General features: G+C 67.2%; 15 protein-coding genes. 10 read left to right on the forward strand and 5 right to left on the reverse strand.

Going from position 1 to position 13,790, the window contains the following annotated elements; all coding sequences use genetic code 11:
- Nucleotides 1–6: 6 nt before the first annotated feature.
- On the forward strand, nt 7–1,032 hold the full coding sequence (locus ACVKN3_RS13155) for a metallophosphoesterase family protein (protein ID WP_354514581.1): 1,026 nt from the start codon (nt 7–9) through the stop codon (nt 1,030–1,032).
- On the opposite strand, the gene hda is transcribed toward ACVKN3_RS13155, so the two are convergent.
- From hda to ACVKN3_RS13170, 3 genes are read right to left on the reverse strand one after another with little or no spacing between them, the layout of a single operon-like run.
- On the reverse strand, nt 1,029–1,724 hold the full coding sequence (gene hda, locus ACVKN3_RS13160) for a DnaA regulatory inactivator Hda (protein ID WP_354514583.1): 696 nt from the start codon (nt 1,722–1,724) through the stop codon (nt 1,029–1,031). The two genes, ACVKN3_RS13155 and hda, sit on opposite strands and share 4 nt — an antisense overlap.
- Complete coding sequence (locus ACVKN3_RS13165) at nt 1,721–2,887, reverse strand: AI-2E family transporter (RefSeq protein ID WP_354514585.1); 1,167 nt, start codon at nt 2,885–2,887, stop codon at nt 1,721–1,723. The genes hda and ACVKN3_RS13165 overlap by 4 nt, the downstream gene beginning before the upstream one ends.
- Nucleotides 2,888–2,891: 4 nt before the next feature.
- Complete coding sequence (locus tag ACVKN3_RS13170; RefSeq protein ID WP_354514587.1) at nt 2,892–3,878, reverse strand: DUF2066 domain-containing protein; 987 nt, start codon at nt 3,876–3,878, stop codon at nt 2,892–2,894.
- A gap of 137 nt (nt 3,879–4,015) precedes the next feature.
- Between ACVKN3_RS13170 and purM the strand changes: the two genes are divergently transcribed.
- From purM to ACVKN3_RS13185, 3 genes are all read left to right on the forward strand, one after another.
- Nucleotides 4,016–5,053 carry a phosphoribosylformylglycinamidine cyclo-ligase gene (purM, locus tag ACVKN3_RS13175; protein WP_354514589.1) on the forward strand — a complete coding sequence of 346 codons (1,038 nt, stop codon included), beginning with the start codon at nt 4,016–4,018 and terminating at the stop codon, nt 5,051–5,053.
- A gap of 7 nt (nt 5,054–5,060) precedes the next feature.
- On the forward strand, nt 5,061–5,702 hold the full coding sequence (purN, locus tag ACVKN3_RS13180; RefSeq protein ID WP_456991889.1) for a phosphoribosylglycinamide formyltransferase: 642 nt from the start codon (nt 5,061–5,063) through the stop codon (nt 5,700–5,702).
- A gap of 387 nt (nt 5,703–6,089) precedes the next feature.
- Nucleotides 6,090–6,788, forward strand: a complete 699-nt coding sequence (locus tag ACVKN3_RS13185) for a DUF3108 domain-containing protein (protein WP_285406302.1) — start codon at nt 6,090–6,092, stop codon at nt 6,786–6,788.
- A gap of 175 nt (nt 6,789–6,963) precedes the next feature.
- On the opposite strand, the gene murA is transcribed toward ACVKN3_RS13185, so the two are convergent.
- Both murA and ACVKN3_RS13195 read right to left on the reverse strand, forming a co-directional pair.
- The gene (murA, locus tag ACVKN3_RS13190; RefSeq protein ID WP_036140033.1) at nt 6,964–8,223 is read right to left on the reverse strand and encodes a UDP-N-acetylglucosamine 1-carboxyvinyltransferase; all 1,260 of its coding nucleotides are present in this window, start codon (nt 8,221–8,223) and stop codon (nt 6,964–6,966) included.
- Nucleotides 8,224–8,280: 57 nt separating this feature from the next.
- Nucleotides 8,281–8,520: a BolA family protein gene (locus ACVKN3_RS13195; RefSeq protein ID WP_036140032.1), complete on the reverse strand. Its 240-nt coding sequence runs from the start codon at nt 8,518–8,520 to the stop codon at nt 8,281–8,283.
- Nucleotides 8,521–8,691: 171 nt separating this feature from the next.
- On the opposite strand from ACVKN3_RS13195, the gene ACVKN3_RS13200 reads away from it, so the two are divergent.
- From ACVKN3_RS13200 to ACVKN3_RS13225, 6 genes are all read left to right on the forward strand, one after another.
- A complete protein-coding gene (locus tag ACVKN3_RS13200) occupies nt 8,692–9,705 on the forward strand; it encodes a KpsF/GutQ family sugar-phosphate isomerase (protein ID WP_036140031.1) in 1,014 nt (337 codons plus the stop codon).
- Nucleotides 9,706–9,759: 54 nt separating this feature from the next.
- Nucleotides 9,760–10,308, forward strand: a complete 549-nt coding sequence (locus ACVKN3_RS13205; protein WP_354514594.1) for a KdsC family phosphatase — start codon at nt 9,760–9,762, stop codon at nt 10,306–10,308.
- On the forward strand, nt 10,305–10,904 hold the full coding sequence (gene lptC, locus ACVKN3_RS13210; RefSeq protein ID WP_051938635.1) for an LPS export ABC transporter periplasmic protein LptC: 600 nt from the start codon (nt 10,305–10,307) through the stop codon (nt 10,902–10,904). The genes ACVKN3_RS13205 and lptC overlap by 4 nt, the downstream gene beginning before the upstream one ends.
- Nucleotides 10,867–11,448, forward strand: a complete 582-nt coding sequence (lptA, locus tag ACVKN3_RS13215) for a lipopolysaccharide transport periplasmic protein LptA (protein ID WP_036140028.1) — start codon at nt 10,867–10,869, stop codon at nt 11,446–11,448. Before lptC ends, lptA begins: the two co-directional genes overlap by 38 nt.
- 4 nt (nt 11,449–11,452) lie before the next feature.
- The gene (gene lptB, locus ACVKN3_RS13220; protein ID WP_036140027.1) at nt 11,453–12,172 is read left to right on the forward strand and encodes an LPS export ABC transporter ATP-binding protein; all 720 of its coding nucleotides are present in this window, start codon (nt 11,453–11,455) and stop codon (nt 12,170–12,172) included.
- Between the two features lie 111 nt (nt 12,173–12,283).
- On the forward strand, nt 12,284–13,774 hold the full coding sequence (locus ACVKN3_RS13225; protein ID WP_036140026.1) for an RNA polymerase factor sigma-54: 1,491 nt from the start codon (nt 12,284–12,286) through the stop codon (nt 13,772–13,774).
- Nucleotides 13,775–13,790: the final 16 nt, after the last annotated feature.

Below are 13,790 nucleotides of genomic sequence, written 5' to 3' on the forward strand. Positions count from 1 at the left end.
GTCGTCATGAAAAAAAACAGCCCGTTCCGGGCAACGGGAGCACGCGCCTCATGGCTGGCGACGGCGCTCTTCGCCGTCGCCGCGGCCCATGCGGAACAGCCACGGATCATGGTGGTCACCTCGGACCCGCAATACCCGTGGACCCCCGCCACCGACGCGGGCGAACACTCGGACAAGGCCGACAAGGCCCTGGCGGAAGCGTTGATCCGCGAGCAATACCGGAGCATCGATGCGTTTCGCCACCAGTATCCAGGGCAATCGATCCCCGTGATCGTCAATGGCGACATCACCTCGCAGAGCAAACGATCCGAGCAGCAGAAGATCAGCGAATTGTTCGCAACCCTCGGCAGCGGGCTGTATTACGGCCTGGGCAATCACGACTACCAGAACAACCTGACCAACGCCGTGTGCAAACTGCTTTACTGCGCCATGGAGGCACTGGACAACCTCGCCCACCACGTGCACTGGCATCGGACCAACGGCAACGTGCTCGGCTTCGACATGCGGGCGACGCCGTACCCCTCGGGTGGCATTCTCAAGCAGGGCAGCTGGTCGTATGCCTTCAAGGCCGATGGCTGGGACCGCGTCATCCAGCTCCAGCTGAATAACTTTCCCGAGTATTCGGCCAGCATGGACTGGGGCTTCGGTCCTTACAGCTATCACTACCGGGTGACGTCCAGCGTGCCGTGGCTCCAGACCTACCTGCCCGACTACAGCGACCCGCGGGTGAGCGACCTGGTCCTGGTCCATACCCACCAGCCCGGCACGCTGCGTACCTCGTGGTCGAACGACCTGCAGAAGCTGCTGAAGCGATACAAGGTGGCTGCCATATTCGCGGGGCATCTTCACGAACGCATGGGTCGTTACGACAGGGGTGGTCCCGACGACATTCCGGTCTTCCTCAGTGGCTCGGCCTCGCAGCGCACGTACCTGATCGTCGAGCACTGGCCCGAGTCGAAGCAGCTGAAGGTGTACGGCGTGAGGGATAACACGCCCGCCAACCGCGAGCTGATCGGCCAGATCGATCTCTAGTCGTTCTTCAGCAGGTTGCGCAGGAACGGCACCGTCACCCGTCGCTGTGCGGCGAGTGACGCGCGGTCGAGGGTATCCAGCAGGTCGAGCAAGGTGCCCAGGTCGCGGGCGTGGTGCGCGAACAGCCAGTCCAGCACCACGTCGTCCAGTTCGATGCCACGGGCGCCGGCCTGTTCGCGCAGCACCGCGCGGCGCTGGGCATCGGCCAGTGGCTTGAGCAGGGCCTGGGTCAGCGAGCCGAGCCGCGAGCGAAGGTCGGGCAACGCGACGTCCAGCGACACCGGCGCACCCAATGCCGAGAAGAGCAGCGTGCAGCCTTCGGCACGATAGCCATTGAACGTGTCGAACAAGGCGTGCTCGGCATCGGCCTCGCCCGCGATCGTATCGATATCGTCGATAGCCAGCACATCGCTGCCGGCCATGCCGCGGATGGCGGCGGCCCGCGGCCCGCGCAGGCCCGCCAGCGGCAGGTACTGCGCGGTGCGGCCCGCATCGATGGCGGCCTGGCAGGCCGCGATCAGCAGGTGCGTACGCCCGCTGCCCAGCGGCCCCGCCACGAACACCCAGGGCGCCAACGCGTCGACGGCGGCCGCACGCACGGCCTCCACGGCCGCCGCGTTGTCGCCCGCGTGGAAGTGCTCGAAGCGCTGGCGCCTCGGCCAGCGCAACGCGAGGGGAAGCTGTGTGCTCATGGGGCGCGATCGACCGGCGGCAGGGGATCGTCCGGCCGCGGTCGCACGCGCACGTCGACATCCACGTCCACATCCAGCTTGTGCGCCACCGGTGCCGGCGGCGCGGGTTCCATGTAGAGGTCGCTCTCGCGATAACGCGCGAACACGTAGCGCAACAGCACCACCACCACGGAGGCAGCCGGCAGGGCCAGCAACACGCCGAGGAAGCCGAACAGGTGACCGCCCGCCAGTACGGCGAAGATCACCGCGACCGGGTGCAGGCCGATCTTGCCGCCGACCAGGCGCGGCACCAGCACGTAGCCTTCCAGCAGCTGGCCCACGGTGAACACCACGCCGACCAGGATCACGTGGGTCCAGTCGCCGTACTGCACCAGCGCGGCGATCAGGGCGGCGACGAAGCCGATCATGAAGCCGAGGTAGGGCACGAAGCTGAGCAGGCCGGCGACCATGCCGATCAGCGGGCCGATCGAGATGCCGACCAGGGTCAGCCCGAGGCCGTAGAACACGCCCAGGGCAAGCATCACCAGCAGCTGGCCGCGGACGAAGGCGCCCAGCACCTGGTCGGACTCACGCGCCAGGCGCACCACGGTGGGCTCGATCGAACGGGGCAGCAGGCGCTGGATGTGCGCGATCATGGTGTCCCAGTCGCGCAGCAGATAGAACGCCACGACCGGGATCAGCACGAGATTGGTCAACCACATCACCACGCCCATGCCCGACTGCGTGAGCTTGGTCATCGCCGCGGCGGCCATGCTGCCTACCGAGCCGATGTGCTCACGGATGGTCGCCAGCAGGCGGTCGGTATCGAAGACGTTGGCGTCCAGATGCAGACGCACCTGGATCCACGGCAGGGCCGTGGTTCGCACCCAGTCCACGTAGCGCGGCAGGTTCTCGGACAGGTTTTCGAACTGGTGCTCGATCAACGGCACCAGCAGGAGCAGCACACCGACGAAGACCAGGGTGATGACGGTGAACACGATGCTGACCGCCCAGCCGCGACCCATGCCCAGCCGCTGCAGGCGATCGGCCAAGGGGTCGCCCAGGTAGGCCAGCATGCCGGCGATGGCGAACGGCATCAGCACCGGGGCGAGCAGCCAGATGAGGAAGGCGATGACCGCGATGATCGCAAGCATCTGCCAGCGGCGTGAGGTGTCGTGCGTCATGGCGTCAGGGCACCCAGCGCACGGCGAGATCGGCGCCGTCGTGGGGATCGGCAGCCAGCACATGGCCAGCCGAGGCATAGCCGGCGACCAGGCGGGCCAGCGGGGCGGCGGCATTGACGGTGAACAGCACGCCGTCGGCACTGGCGGCGACCGGCGCCACCGTCTTGATCGAGGGATCGTTCTGGAACGTGGCCAGCAGGCCGGCGTAATCGGACGCCGAATGCAGGCCCGACACCCAGACCTTGCCCGAGGTGCTGCCACCCTGCGTCGCGGCGAACTGGCGATCCAGCTTGTCGGCCATGGCGTTGGCACCATTGCTCAGCAGGGCCGCACGGGCTTCACCGCTGTCCTTCCAGCTGGTGGTCTTGCCGGCCGAGACCAGGGTCCAGTCGATCTGGTCGTCACCGATGTTACCGACCAGGACGACGCCGGTGTTGTACTGCCGGGCTGCGTTGGCGACCGCGGCGGGATCACCGCCGGCCAACGCCTTGACGTCCGGCACGGCGTCGGGCTTGGGCACCACGATCTGGTAGCCGCGCGTATCGGCCATCTGCGCCAGGGGCAGGAGGTCCTGCTGGCTGAGCAGCTTGCCGCTGGCATCGCGTGCCACCACCAGTACCGGGGCCTTGGGCGCGGCGACGGCCGCGTCGCCCACCGCCAGCACGCGGCGGATCGCACCGGGATCGAACACGATATCCAGGCTGAGCGGGGCGCCGTTGGCGCCTCCGGTGCGGGCATATTGGTACTGCTGCACCAGGCCGCCGGGCTGCTTCATCGCCTGGGCATAGCCCGGCTTGCCGCGAGGGTCGGCGCCGTTGGAAGCCCGCGCCAGGACCTGGGTCAGCCCGTTGGCGAAGGCCTGGTCACGTACCGCCGCACTGGTGTCGGCTACGGGCACGGTCACCGTGTAAAGGGAGGTCTGCGCCATCGCGGGGCCGATGCAGGCGGCCACGAGGAGCGTCAGGAAGACGAGGAGACGGGCTGGGCGCATGGTCGTGGCGTCGCTTTGTGAAGACGGGAAGTCTGCCCAAACCTTGGCACGCCGTCCATCCAAAGCGCGTGCAGGCCAAGGCCGGGTGCCCGCTTGCTGTTATCATTCGCGGTTTCCAATACGCGCCGGAACCGCTTATGTCCTCCGACCAGGGCTCCCTCACCTACCGCGACGCAGGCGTCGACATCGATGCCGGCAACGCGCTCGTCGAGCGCATCAAGCCCATGGTCAAGCGGACTTTCCGTCCCGAGGTCATGGGCGGGCTGGGCGGCTTCGGCGGCCTGTTCGACCTTTCCGGACGTTACAAGGAACCGGTGCTGGTCTCCGGCACCGACGGCGTGGGAACCAAACTCAAGCTCGCCCACCAGCTCGGCCGCCACGACACCATCGGTATCGACCTGGTGGGCATGTGCGTGAACGACGTGCTGGTACAGGGCGCCGAGCCGCTGTTCTTCCTCGACTATTTCGCCACCGGCAAGCTCGACGTGGACACCGCAGCGTCCGTGGTCGGCGGCATCGCCCGCGGATGCGAGCTGGCCGGCTGTGCGCTGATCGGTGGCGAAACCGCCGAGATGCCGGACATGTACCCGCCGGGCGAATACGACCTGGCCGGCTTCACGGTCGGTGCCGTCGAGAAATCCGCGATGAACGATGGCTCGTCCATCGTGGCCGGCGACGTCATCCTCGGCGTGGCCTCGTCGGGCCCGCACTCCAACGGCTACTCGCTGATCCGGCGCATCCTGGAACGCGCGGGCTCGCCGCTGGACAGCGACATCGGCGGCACGACCCTGGGGGATGCCCTGATGGCCCCGACCACCATCTACGTCAAGCCGATGCTCGAACTGATCGCCAAGGTGGCCGTGCACGGCATGGCCCACATCACCGGCGGCGGCCTGAAGGAAAACATCATTCGCGTCGTACCCGACGGCCTCGGTCTGTCGATCAACGCCGCCTCGTGGCCGCTGCCGCCCGTGTTCCAGTGGCTGCAGCGCGAAGGCAACGTCACCCGCGAGGAAATGTGGCGCACCTTCAACTGCGGCATCGGTTTCACCGTGCTGCTCGCGGCCGACCAGGTGGACGCGGCGAAGGCCGTGCTCGCCGGTCACGGCCTCGATACCTGGACGATCGGCTCGGTGGTCGCTGCCAGCGGCGACGAGCGTGTCCACATCGCCTGAAGCGCCCGTGGATCGCCCCCTGCGTGTCGCCGCGCTCGCTTCCGGGCGCGGCAGCAACCTCGCCGCGCTGATCGCCGCGCGGCTTCCGGTGACGTTCGTCCTGGTCGGCAGCGACAAGGCAGGCGCCGGGGCGTTGACCGTGGCACGCGATGCGGGCATTCCCACGCTCGCGCTCAACCCGCGCGACTACCCCACCCGCGCCGATTTCGACCGCGCCCTGTTCGGCCACGTGGCGGACAGTGGCGCAGACCTGCTGGTGCTGGCCGGCTACATGCGGATCATCGATGCCGCCGTGGTCGCTGCCTGGGAGGGCCGCGCGATCAATATCCACCCCTCCCTGCTGCCGAAATACCGTGGCCTGCACACGCATCGCCAGTGCCTGGCTGCGGGCGACGCCGAGCACGGCGCCAGCGTGCATTTCGTCACGGCAGAGCTGGACGGTGGCCCCGTCGTGGCGCAGGCACGTATCGACGTGCGCCCGGACGACAGCGAAGCCTCCCTGGCCGAGCGCCTGCTGGTGGAAGAGCACGCACTGCTACCTGCCGTCGTCCGCGCCATCGCCACGGGCCGCCTGCGCTGGCAGGGCACGCCCCTCTTCGACGGGCAGCCGCTGACATCGCCGCTTACTCCAGCTGCCCTGGCCGTCTAACCCCATATTCCTGGTCGACTAACCCGTCTCCCCAGCCGTATAACCCCGTATCCCCGGCACTTGGCGTAGGAGCGCACGCACGTGCGCGAACCCTCACCCTTGCCTATCGCGAATGAGGCCGTGCGTAGGGAGATGCGGGGCGTTTTTCGCCAAGAGCAAAGGCCACAACACAAGAGCAATCGGCTTTAGTTTTGCGGTCGGAAACGCCGGCTTGGGTGTGGGGCATGGCCTCGTTCGCGGTAGGTGATATGGAGGGTTCGCGCACGTGCGTGCGCTCCTACCCCCCCAACCGGAGCGTCGGGCGCCGCCATGGGGCGTCGGGCGCCTTGTGGTTCGCCGGGTGGGCGCGTCGACGCGCATTCAGCCGGCGTGGCTAGAATCGGAACCATGAAGAACCCACTGATCCGCGCCGGCTTCGCGCTGGCCCTCGCCCTGCCCGCCGCCGCGTTCGCCGCGAGCGTGCCGCAGTCCTTCACCGCTACCTATAACGTCCTGCAGGGCGGCAGTCCGCTCGGCGAGGCCACCATCGTGCTGAAAGCGGCCGGCAACGGCCAGTACGAATACACGAACACCACCAAGGGTACGGCGGGCCTGGCCGCGGCGCTGGGGGCCAATTCGACGGAAACCTCGCGGTTCACCTGGGCTGGCTCCGTGCCTCAGGTGGTCAGCTACCACTACCAGCTGGATGCGTCCTTCAAGCAGAAGACCCGCGACATGACCGTGCAGGGCAACACCGTGCAGGTCAAGGACAACAGCAAGAGTTTCAGCTACCCGGCGGCGCAGGGCATGATCGAGCGCAATACGCTGCCCCTGGCCCTGGGCGTGGCATTGCGCGATGGCAAGCAGCAGGCCAGTTTCCCCGTCGCGGTGAAGCAAGAAGTGGAGAACCAGCAGTTCAAGGTGTCGGGCAAGGAGAAAGTGAAGGTGCCCGCGGGCACGTTCGACACCGTGCGCGTCGACCGGACCGACGCCGACCGCGGCTTCAACGCCTGGTATGCGCCGGCGAAATATCCGGTACCGGTCAAGCTGGCGCAGAAGGACGGTGGCGACCTGACGCTGGAGCTGGTGCGGTTCGAGGGCAAATAACCCTCGACCCGTAGGAGCGCACGCTGTGCGCGATATCTCTTCGCAATACTCCACATGTGACGCGACATTTTTGACGTGACGCGCAGGATTCGGCGCACAGCCTCAAAAGATGTCGCGCACAGCGTGCGCTCCTGCGGTCATGAGGGCACTGCGCCGACCCGCCGATGAGCGAGGATTAGCCCGGCAGACGCCGGATATGCGCGCCCAGCACGCCCAGCTTTTCCTCGATGTTCTCGTAGCCGCGATCGATGTGGTAAACGCGGTCGACCGTGGTGTCGCCCTCGGCGACCAGGCCGGCCAGCACGAGGCAGGCCGACGCACGCAGATCCGTGGCCATAATCGGCGCACCCGTCATCTTCGGCACGCCGGTGATGATGGCGGTATTGCCTTCCAGGCGGATGTCGGCGCCCAGCCGCTGCAGTTCCAGCGCGTGCATGAAGCGGTTCTCGAACACCGTCTCCGTAATGACGCCCACGCCTTCGGCGATGCAGTTGAGCGCGGTGAACTGCGCCTGCATGTCGGTCGGAAACGCGGGATAAGGCGCCGTCACCAGGTTGACCGCCTTGGGACGGCGCCCGCCCATGTCCAGCTCGATCCAGTCCGGACCGGTGCTGATATGCGCGCCGGACTCTTCCAGCTTCTGCAGCACCGCATCCATCGTGTCGGCACGCGCGCCGCGGGCGCGCACCTTGCCGCCGGTCATCGCCGCGCCGACCAGGAAGGTGCCGGTCTCGATGCGATCCGGCAGCACTTCGTAGTGCGCGCCGTGCAGGCGCTCGACGCCCTCGACGATCAGCGTGGACGTGCCGACGCCGTCGATCTTGGCGCCCATCGCCATCAGGCAGTGGGCGAGGTCGACCACTTCCGGCTCCTGGGCGGCGTTCTCGATCACCGTGGTGCCCGAAGCCAACGTCGCCGCCATCAGGATGTTCTCGGTGCCGGTGACGGTCACCATGTCCATCACGATGCGGGCGCCCTTCAGGCGACCGGCGCGGGCCTTGATGTAGCCGTTCTCGACGGTGACCTCAGCGCCCAGCGCCTGCAGGCCGCGGATGTGCTGGTCGACCGGCCGGGAACCGATGGCGCAGCCGCCGGGCAGCGACACTTCGGCCTTGCCGTGGCGCGCCACGAGCGGGCCCAGCACCAGGATCGAGGCGCGCATGGTGCGCACCAGGTCGTAGGGCGCCACACAGGAGTTTTCCGGGCGCGGGTCGATGTGCATCTTCATGCGATCGTCCAGCACCACGCGCACGCCCATGCGACCGAGCAGTTCGATGAAGGTGGTGACGTCGTGCAGGTGCGGCACGTTGCCGATGCTGACGGGCTCGTCGGCGAGCAGGCAGGACGCGAGGATGGGCAGTACGGCGTTTTTCGCGCCGGAGATGCCCACTTCACCGTTGAGCGGCTGGCCGCCGCTGATCAGGATCTTGGCCATGGAAGGAGATGCCTTGGGAAGGTAAACAGAGCGAGCGTGTCGCCTGGCGCGCTGGAATCAGCGGCGGCCGGCGGCTTCGTCGGGAGTGAGGGTTTTGAGGCCCAGGGCGTGAATGGCACCGCCCATGAGGTCGCCCAGCGTCGCGTAGACGAGGCGGTGACGGGCCAGCGGCAGCTTGCCGGCGAACTGGTCCGAGACGACTTCGGCTTCGAAATGAACGCCGTCGTCGCCGTGAACGGCGACCCTGGCACCGGGCAGGCCGGCTTCGATCAATGCCTGGATGCGCGCAGCGTCCATGGGTTCTCCGATGAGGGGGTGGGCCGCGCCCGGGAGGGTTCCGAAACGGACCCTGAACCACCGGTCGATGGCGGCGCCGATAAAATGAGAATATGTAATGGTAATGGAAATCCGGTGTCGCAGAAATGGACATCCCGGGTCAGAAGCCACCACCCGGACTCCCGAGGCCGCATGAACGCCCGCACCGCCCCGCCCACCGATCATTCCGCCGTGAACGTCGAAGCCGTCGTGCGCAGCGCCCGTACGGTGATCGTCACGGAAGCCGCGGCCATCCGGGCGCTTGAAACGAAGATCGACGCCACCTTTGTCGAGGCGTGCCGGATGATCCTGGCCTGCAAGGGACGTGTCGTGGTGTCCGGCATGGGCAAGTCCGGCCACGTGGCCCGCAAGATCGCCGCCACGCTGGCCTCCACGGGCACCCCATCGTTCTTCGTCCACCCCGCCGAGGCCAGCCACGGTGACCTCGGCATGATCCAGCCCGACGACATCCTGCTGGGCATCTCCTATTCCGGGGAAACGGACGAACTGCTCTTCATCCTGCCCGCGGTAAAGCGCCAGGGCATACCTTTGATCGCCATCACGGGCAACCCGCGGTCGTCGCTGGCGCGGCAGGCCGAGGTCAACATCGACGCCAACGTGCCGTCCGAGGCGTGTCCCCACGGGCTTGCACCGACCTCCAGCACCACCGCCGCCCTGGTCATGGGCGATGCCCTGGCCGTGGCCCTGCTCGAGGCCCGTGGCTTCACCTCGGACGACTTCGCCCGTTCGCATCCGGCCGGCAGCCTCGGGCGCCGCCTGTTGCTGCACATCGCCGATGTCATGCACACCGGTGACGACGTGCCGCGCATCGGCGTGGACGCCTCGGTCAGCGAGGCGCTGGTGGAAATGACCCGCAAGCACCTGGGCATGACTGCGGTGATCGACGGCGAGGGCCACCTGCTCGGTGTGTTCACCGACGGCGATCTTCGCCGCGCGCTCGACGACGACGATGTGGACCTGCGCGGCGCCACCGTGGGCGAACTGATGACCCGCGGCCCGAAGACCATCGGCTCGGACAAGCTGGCCGTCGAGGCGGCCCAGCTGATGGAAAAACACCAGATCAACGCGCTGCTGGTCACCGACCCCTCCGGCAAGGTGGTCGGCGCGCTGAACATCCACGACCTGCTTCGCGCCCGCGTCGTCTGACGACCGGACCCGGCGCGGCTCCCCGACGCGCCCTTTCGTCCCCATATCGATCCCATGGCCTATACGCATTACACCGACATTCCTGCCGATATCGCCGAACGTGCGGCCCGCGTGCGCATCGTCGTCTTCGACGTGGATGGCACGCTGACCGACGGTCGCCTCTGGTACGGCGAAGACGGTCGCGAAATCAAGGTTTTCCACGTGCATGACGGCCTCGGCCTGAAGCGCCTGCAGGAAAACGGCATCAAGGTCGCGATCATCACCGCGCGGATCAGCCATCCGGTCTCCCTGCGCGCCGAGGAGCTGGGCATCCCGCACGTCTACCAGGGCCAGAAGGACAAGCGCGCCTGCCTCAACGAGCTGCTCAGCGCCCTGCGCCTGACGCCGGAGCAGGCCGCCTTCGTCGGCGACGACCTCCCCGACCTGCCAGCCATGGGCATCGCCGGGCTGTCGGTCGCCGTGGCCAATGCCCACCCCTGGGTGGCGGAGCGCGCCCACTGGCGTACCCGCCTGTCCGGTGGTTACGGCGCCGCCCGCGAAGTCGCCGACATGATCCTTGCCGCCCAGGGCAAGGCCGAAGCCGAACGGGATCGCTGGCAGTGAGCGCACTCAACCTGCTCAAGGATCGCAGCGCCGGTGGCATCGCCGGCATCCTCGTCGTGGCGCTGGGCGCCAGCGTGCTGCTGTATTACTGGGTGGCACCGCAGAAGAAACTGCAGGATTTCGTCGGCCCACCGCGCTCGGGCTACGTGCTGACCAACTTCGACCTGGACTCCTACAACGAGCAGGGCAAGTTGGCCTTCACCCTCATCGCCCCGCACCTCGAACGGCGCGAGGGTGACGATTCGCTCTATATCAACGCGCCCGACTTCGTGCTGCCGTCCACCAAGGAAGTGGACGTGCCGCCGTGGAAGGGCCATTCGCAGTACGGCTGGGTCAACAAGGATGGCACCGTGCTGAAACTGCAGGGCAAGGTCCACATGGACCGCGTGGCCTTCGCGCAGACGCCGCCGGCCAGCATCGACACCTCCGAGGTCACCGCGTGGCCCAAGGAGAACCGCCTGGAGACGGCCGAGGCAGCCCGGATCGTCCAGGGAACCTCTACAATGAACGGCGTTGGCATGCGCGCCAATCTCGATACCAAGCACCTGGAGCTCCTCGATGCAGTCCACAGCACGTACCTGCCCGCCAAGCGCTAAGGCCCTCCTCGCGGTGCTCGGACTGGCGCTGGTGGCCAGCCTGCCCGTGGCCGCCAAGCAGTCCGACCGCCAGCAGCCGGCCAACGTCGATTCCAAATCCTTCGACGGCTCGCAGCAGCCCAACGGCAAGGTCATCTGGACGGGCAGCGTGGTGATCACCCAGGGCACGCTGAAGATCACCGGCGACAAGGCGACGGGTTTCCTCGACGCCAACAACTCGATCACGCGCATCATCGTCGACGGCAAGCCGGCCACCATCCACCAGTTGGACGACGACGACAACCCGATGGACGGCCAGGCCCTGAACATCGACTACAAGGTCGACCAGGACTACGCCGTGCTCACGGGCAACGCGAAGGTCAAGCAGCCGGTGAAGGGCAGCGCCGAAGGCGACAAGCTCACCTACAACACGAAGGACAGCACGATGACCGGCGAAAGCTCCGGCGGCGCCCCCGTGCACATGACCTTCCAGCCGAAGAACCCGCCGCCGGGCGCCGCGCCTGCGAAGCCGGCCACGCCTGCCCCCACCCCGAAGAAGCCCTGACCCGATGCTTTCAGCCCAAGGCCTGCAAAAGCGTTTCCGCGCCCGCAAGGTGGTTCGCGACTTCGCTTTTTCCATCAGCGAAGGCGAGGTCGTCGGCCTGCTCGGTCCCAACGGTGCCGGCAAGACCACCTGTTTCTACATGGTGGTCGGCCTCATCCAGGCCGATGCCGGCGTGATCAAGCTCGACGAGAAGGACATCACCGGCCTGCCGATGCACGCGCGCGCCAAGCTGGGCATCGGCTACCTGCCCCAGGAAGCGTCGGTGTTCCGCCGGCTCAGCGTGTCGGACAACATCATGGCGGTGCTGGAACTGCGCGAGGGCATGACCCAGAAGCAGCGCGACGACGAACTGGACAGCCTGCTAGACGAACTCAAGATCGCCCACATCGCCGACCAGAAAGGCATCAGCCTGTCCGGTGGCGAGCGTCGCCGTGTCGAGATCGCCCGCGCCCTCGCCGCACGGCCGCGCTACATGCTGCTGGATGAACCGTTCGCGGGCGTCGATCCCATCTCCGTGGGCGAGATCCAGCGCATCGTTCGTCACCTGAAGGAACGCGGCATCGGCGTGCTCATCACCGACCACAATGTCCGCGAGACCCTGGGCATCTGCGACCGCGCCTACATCCTCAACGACGGCGAGGTGCTCGCCCGCGGCACGCCGCAACACATCCTCGCCGACGAGAAGGTCCGTGAGGTGTACCTGGGACGTGAATTCCGGATCTGATCCACGCCTGGTCGTGACGCGAATTCGGCCGGAACGTCCGGCCTGCGCGGATGCTGGTTGTGCACGTCGCATGGGGTTAGGATGCCATTGAACCCCTAACGCATCGCAGGCATGAAACCCGGACTCCAGTTTCGCCTCAACCAGCAGCTCACGCTGACGCCCCAGCTGCAGCAGGCCATCCGCCTGCTGCAGTTGTCGCAGCTGGAGCTCGAAGCGGAGCTCCGCCAGATTGCCGAAGGCAACCCGCTGCTCGAGTTCGCCGAGGATGCCGAGGCGGAAGCCGATCCGGACGGCGAGTCCACGGACGGGCCGGACTTCGATAACGACTACCCGTCCCGCCAGGAAACCCCGAAGTCCGCCAAGGACGACGAGTCCACCGCCACCCCGTCCGAAGAACTCGCGCCGGAATGGGAGGACGACCGCTTCCACGGCGAGGCGAGCGACTACGGTGGCAGCGCCTCCTCGCGAGCCAGCGGCGGGGGTGACGAGGACGGCTTCGAACCGCAGAACGCCGCGCCACAGAGCCTGCAGCAACACCTGGAGTGGCAGCTCAACCTGTCCCAGTTCTCGCCCCGCGACCACGCGATCGCCACGGCGATCATCCACGCGCTGGATGAGGACGGCTACCTGCGTGATGGCGTGGAGGCGGTGGAAGCCGCCCTGCCCGCCGAGCTGCGACCGGGCGTCGGCGAGATCGAAGCCGTGCGCCAGCGCGTGCAGCGCTTCGATCCCACCGGCATCGCCAGCCTCGACCTGCGCGACTGCCTGCTCTGCCAGTTATCCCAGTTCGCGGCGGAAACGCCGTATCGCGACCTGGCGATCCGCATCGTCAACGAGGAACTGGAACTGCTGGCCCGCAACGACAGCGTCCGGATCGCCCGCAAGCTGAAAGCCGCCGAGGCCGACGTGGCCGCGGCCGCCGCCCTCATCCGCAGCCTCGATCCGCGTCCCGGCGCGGCCCTGGATGCCACCCCCGTGGAATATGTCGCACCCGACGTGTATGCCCGGCGCGAGGGAGGACGTTGGCACGTCAGCCTGAATCCCGACTCCCAGCCGCGGCTGGGTCTCAACCAGCATTACTGCAACCTGATCGCCCGGGCACGCGGCGACGACGCCACCTGGATGAAGGGCCAGTTGCAGGAGGCCCGTTGGCTGCTGAAAAGCCTGCAATCCCGTGCGGAAACCCTGACCAAGGTCGCCGAGGTCATCGTCCGCCGGCAGAGCGCCTTCCTCGATTACGGCCCGGAAGCCATGCATCCCCTGGTGCTGCGCGAGGTGGCCGAAGAGGTGGGCATGCACGAATCGACCATCTCCCGGGTCACCACGCGCAAATACATGCACACCCCGCGCGGCACCTTCGAGCTGAAACACTTCTTTTCCAGCGGCGTCTCTACCGAAGACGGCGGCAGCGCCTCGGCCACGGCCATCCAGGCCATGCTGCGCAAGCTGATCACGGCCGAAGACGCCCGGCGCCCGCTGTCCGACCAGGCGCTGGCCGAAGAACTCCATCGACGCGGCATTCAGGTCGCTCGCCGTACGGTGGCCAAGTACCGGGAAGCGATGCGCATTCCCAGCTCCAGTGAACGCGTACGCGCAAGTTGAGAAACATCGGGGGGAA

The organism is Luteibacter sp. PvP120 (assembly GCF_054055715.1).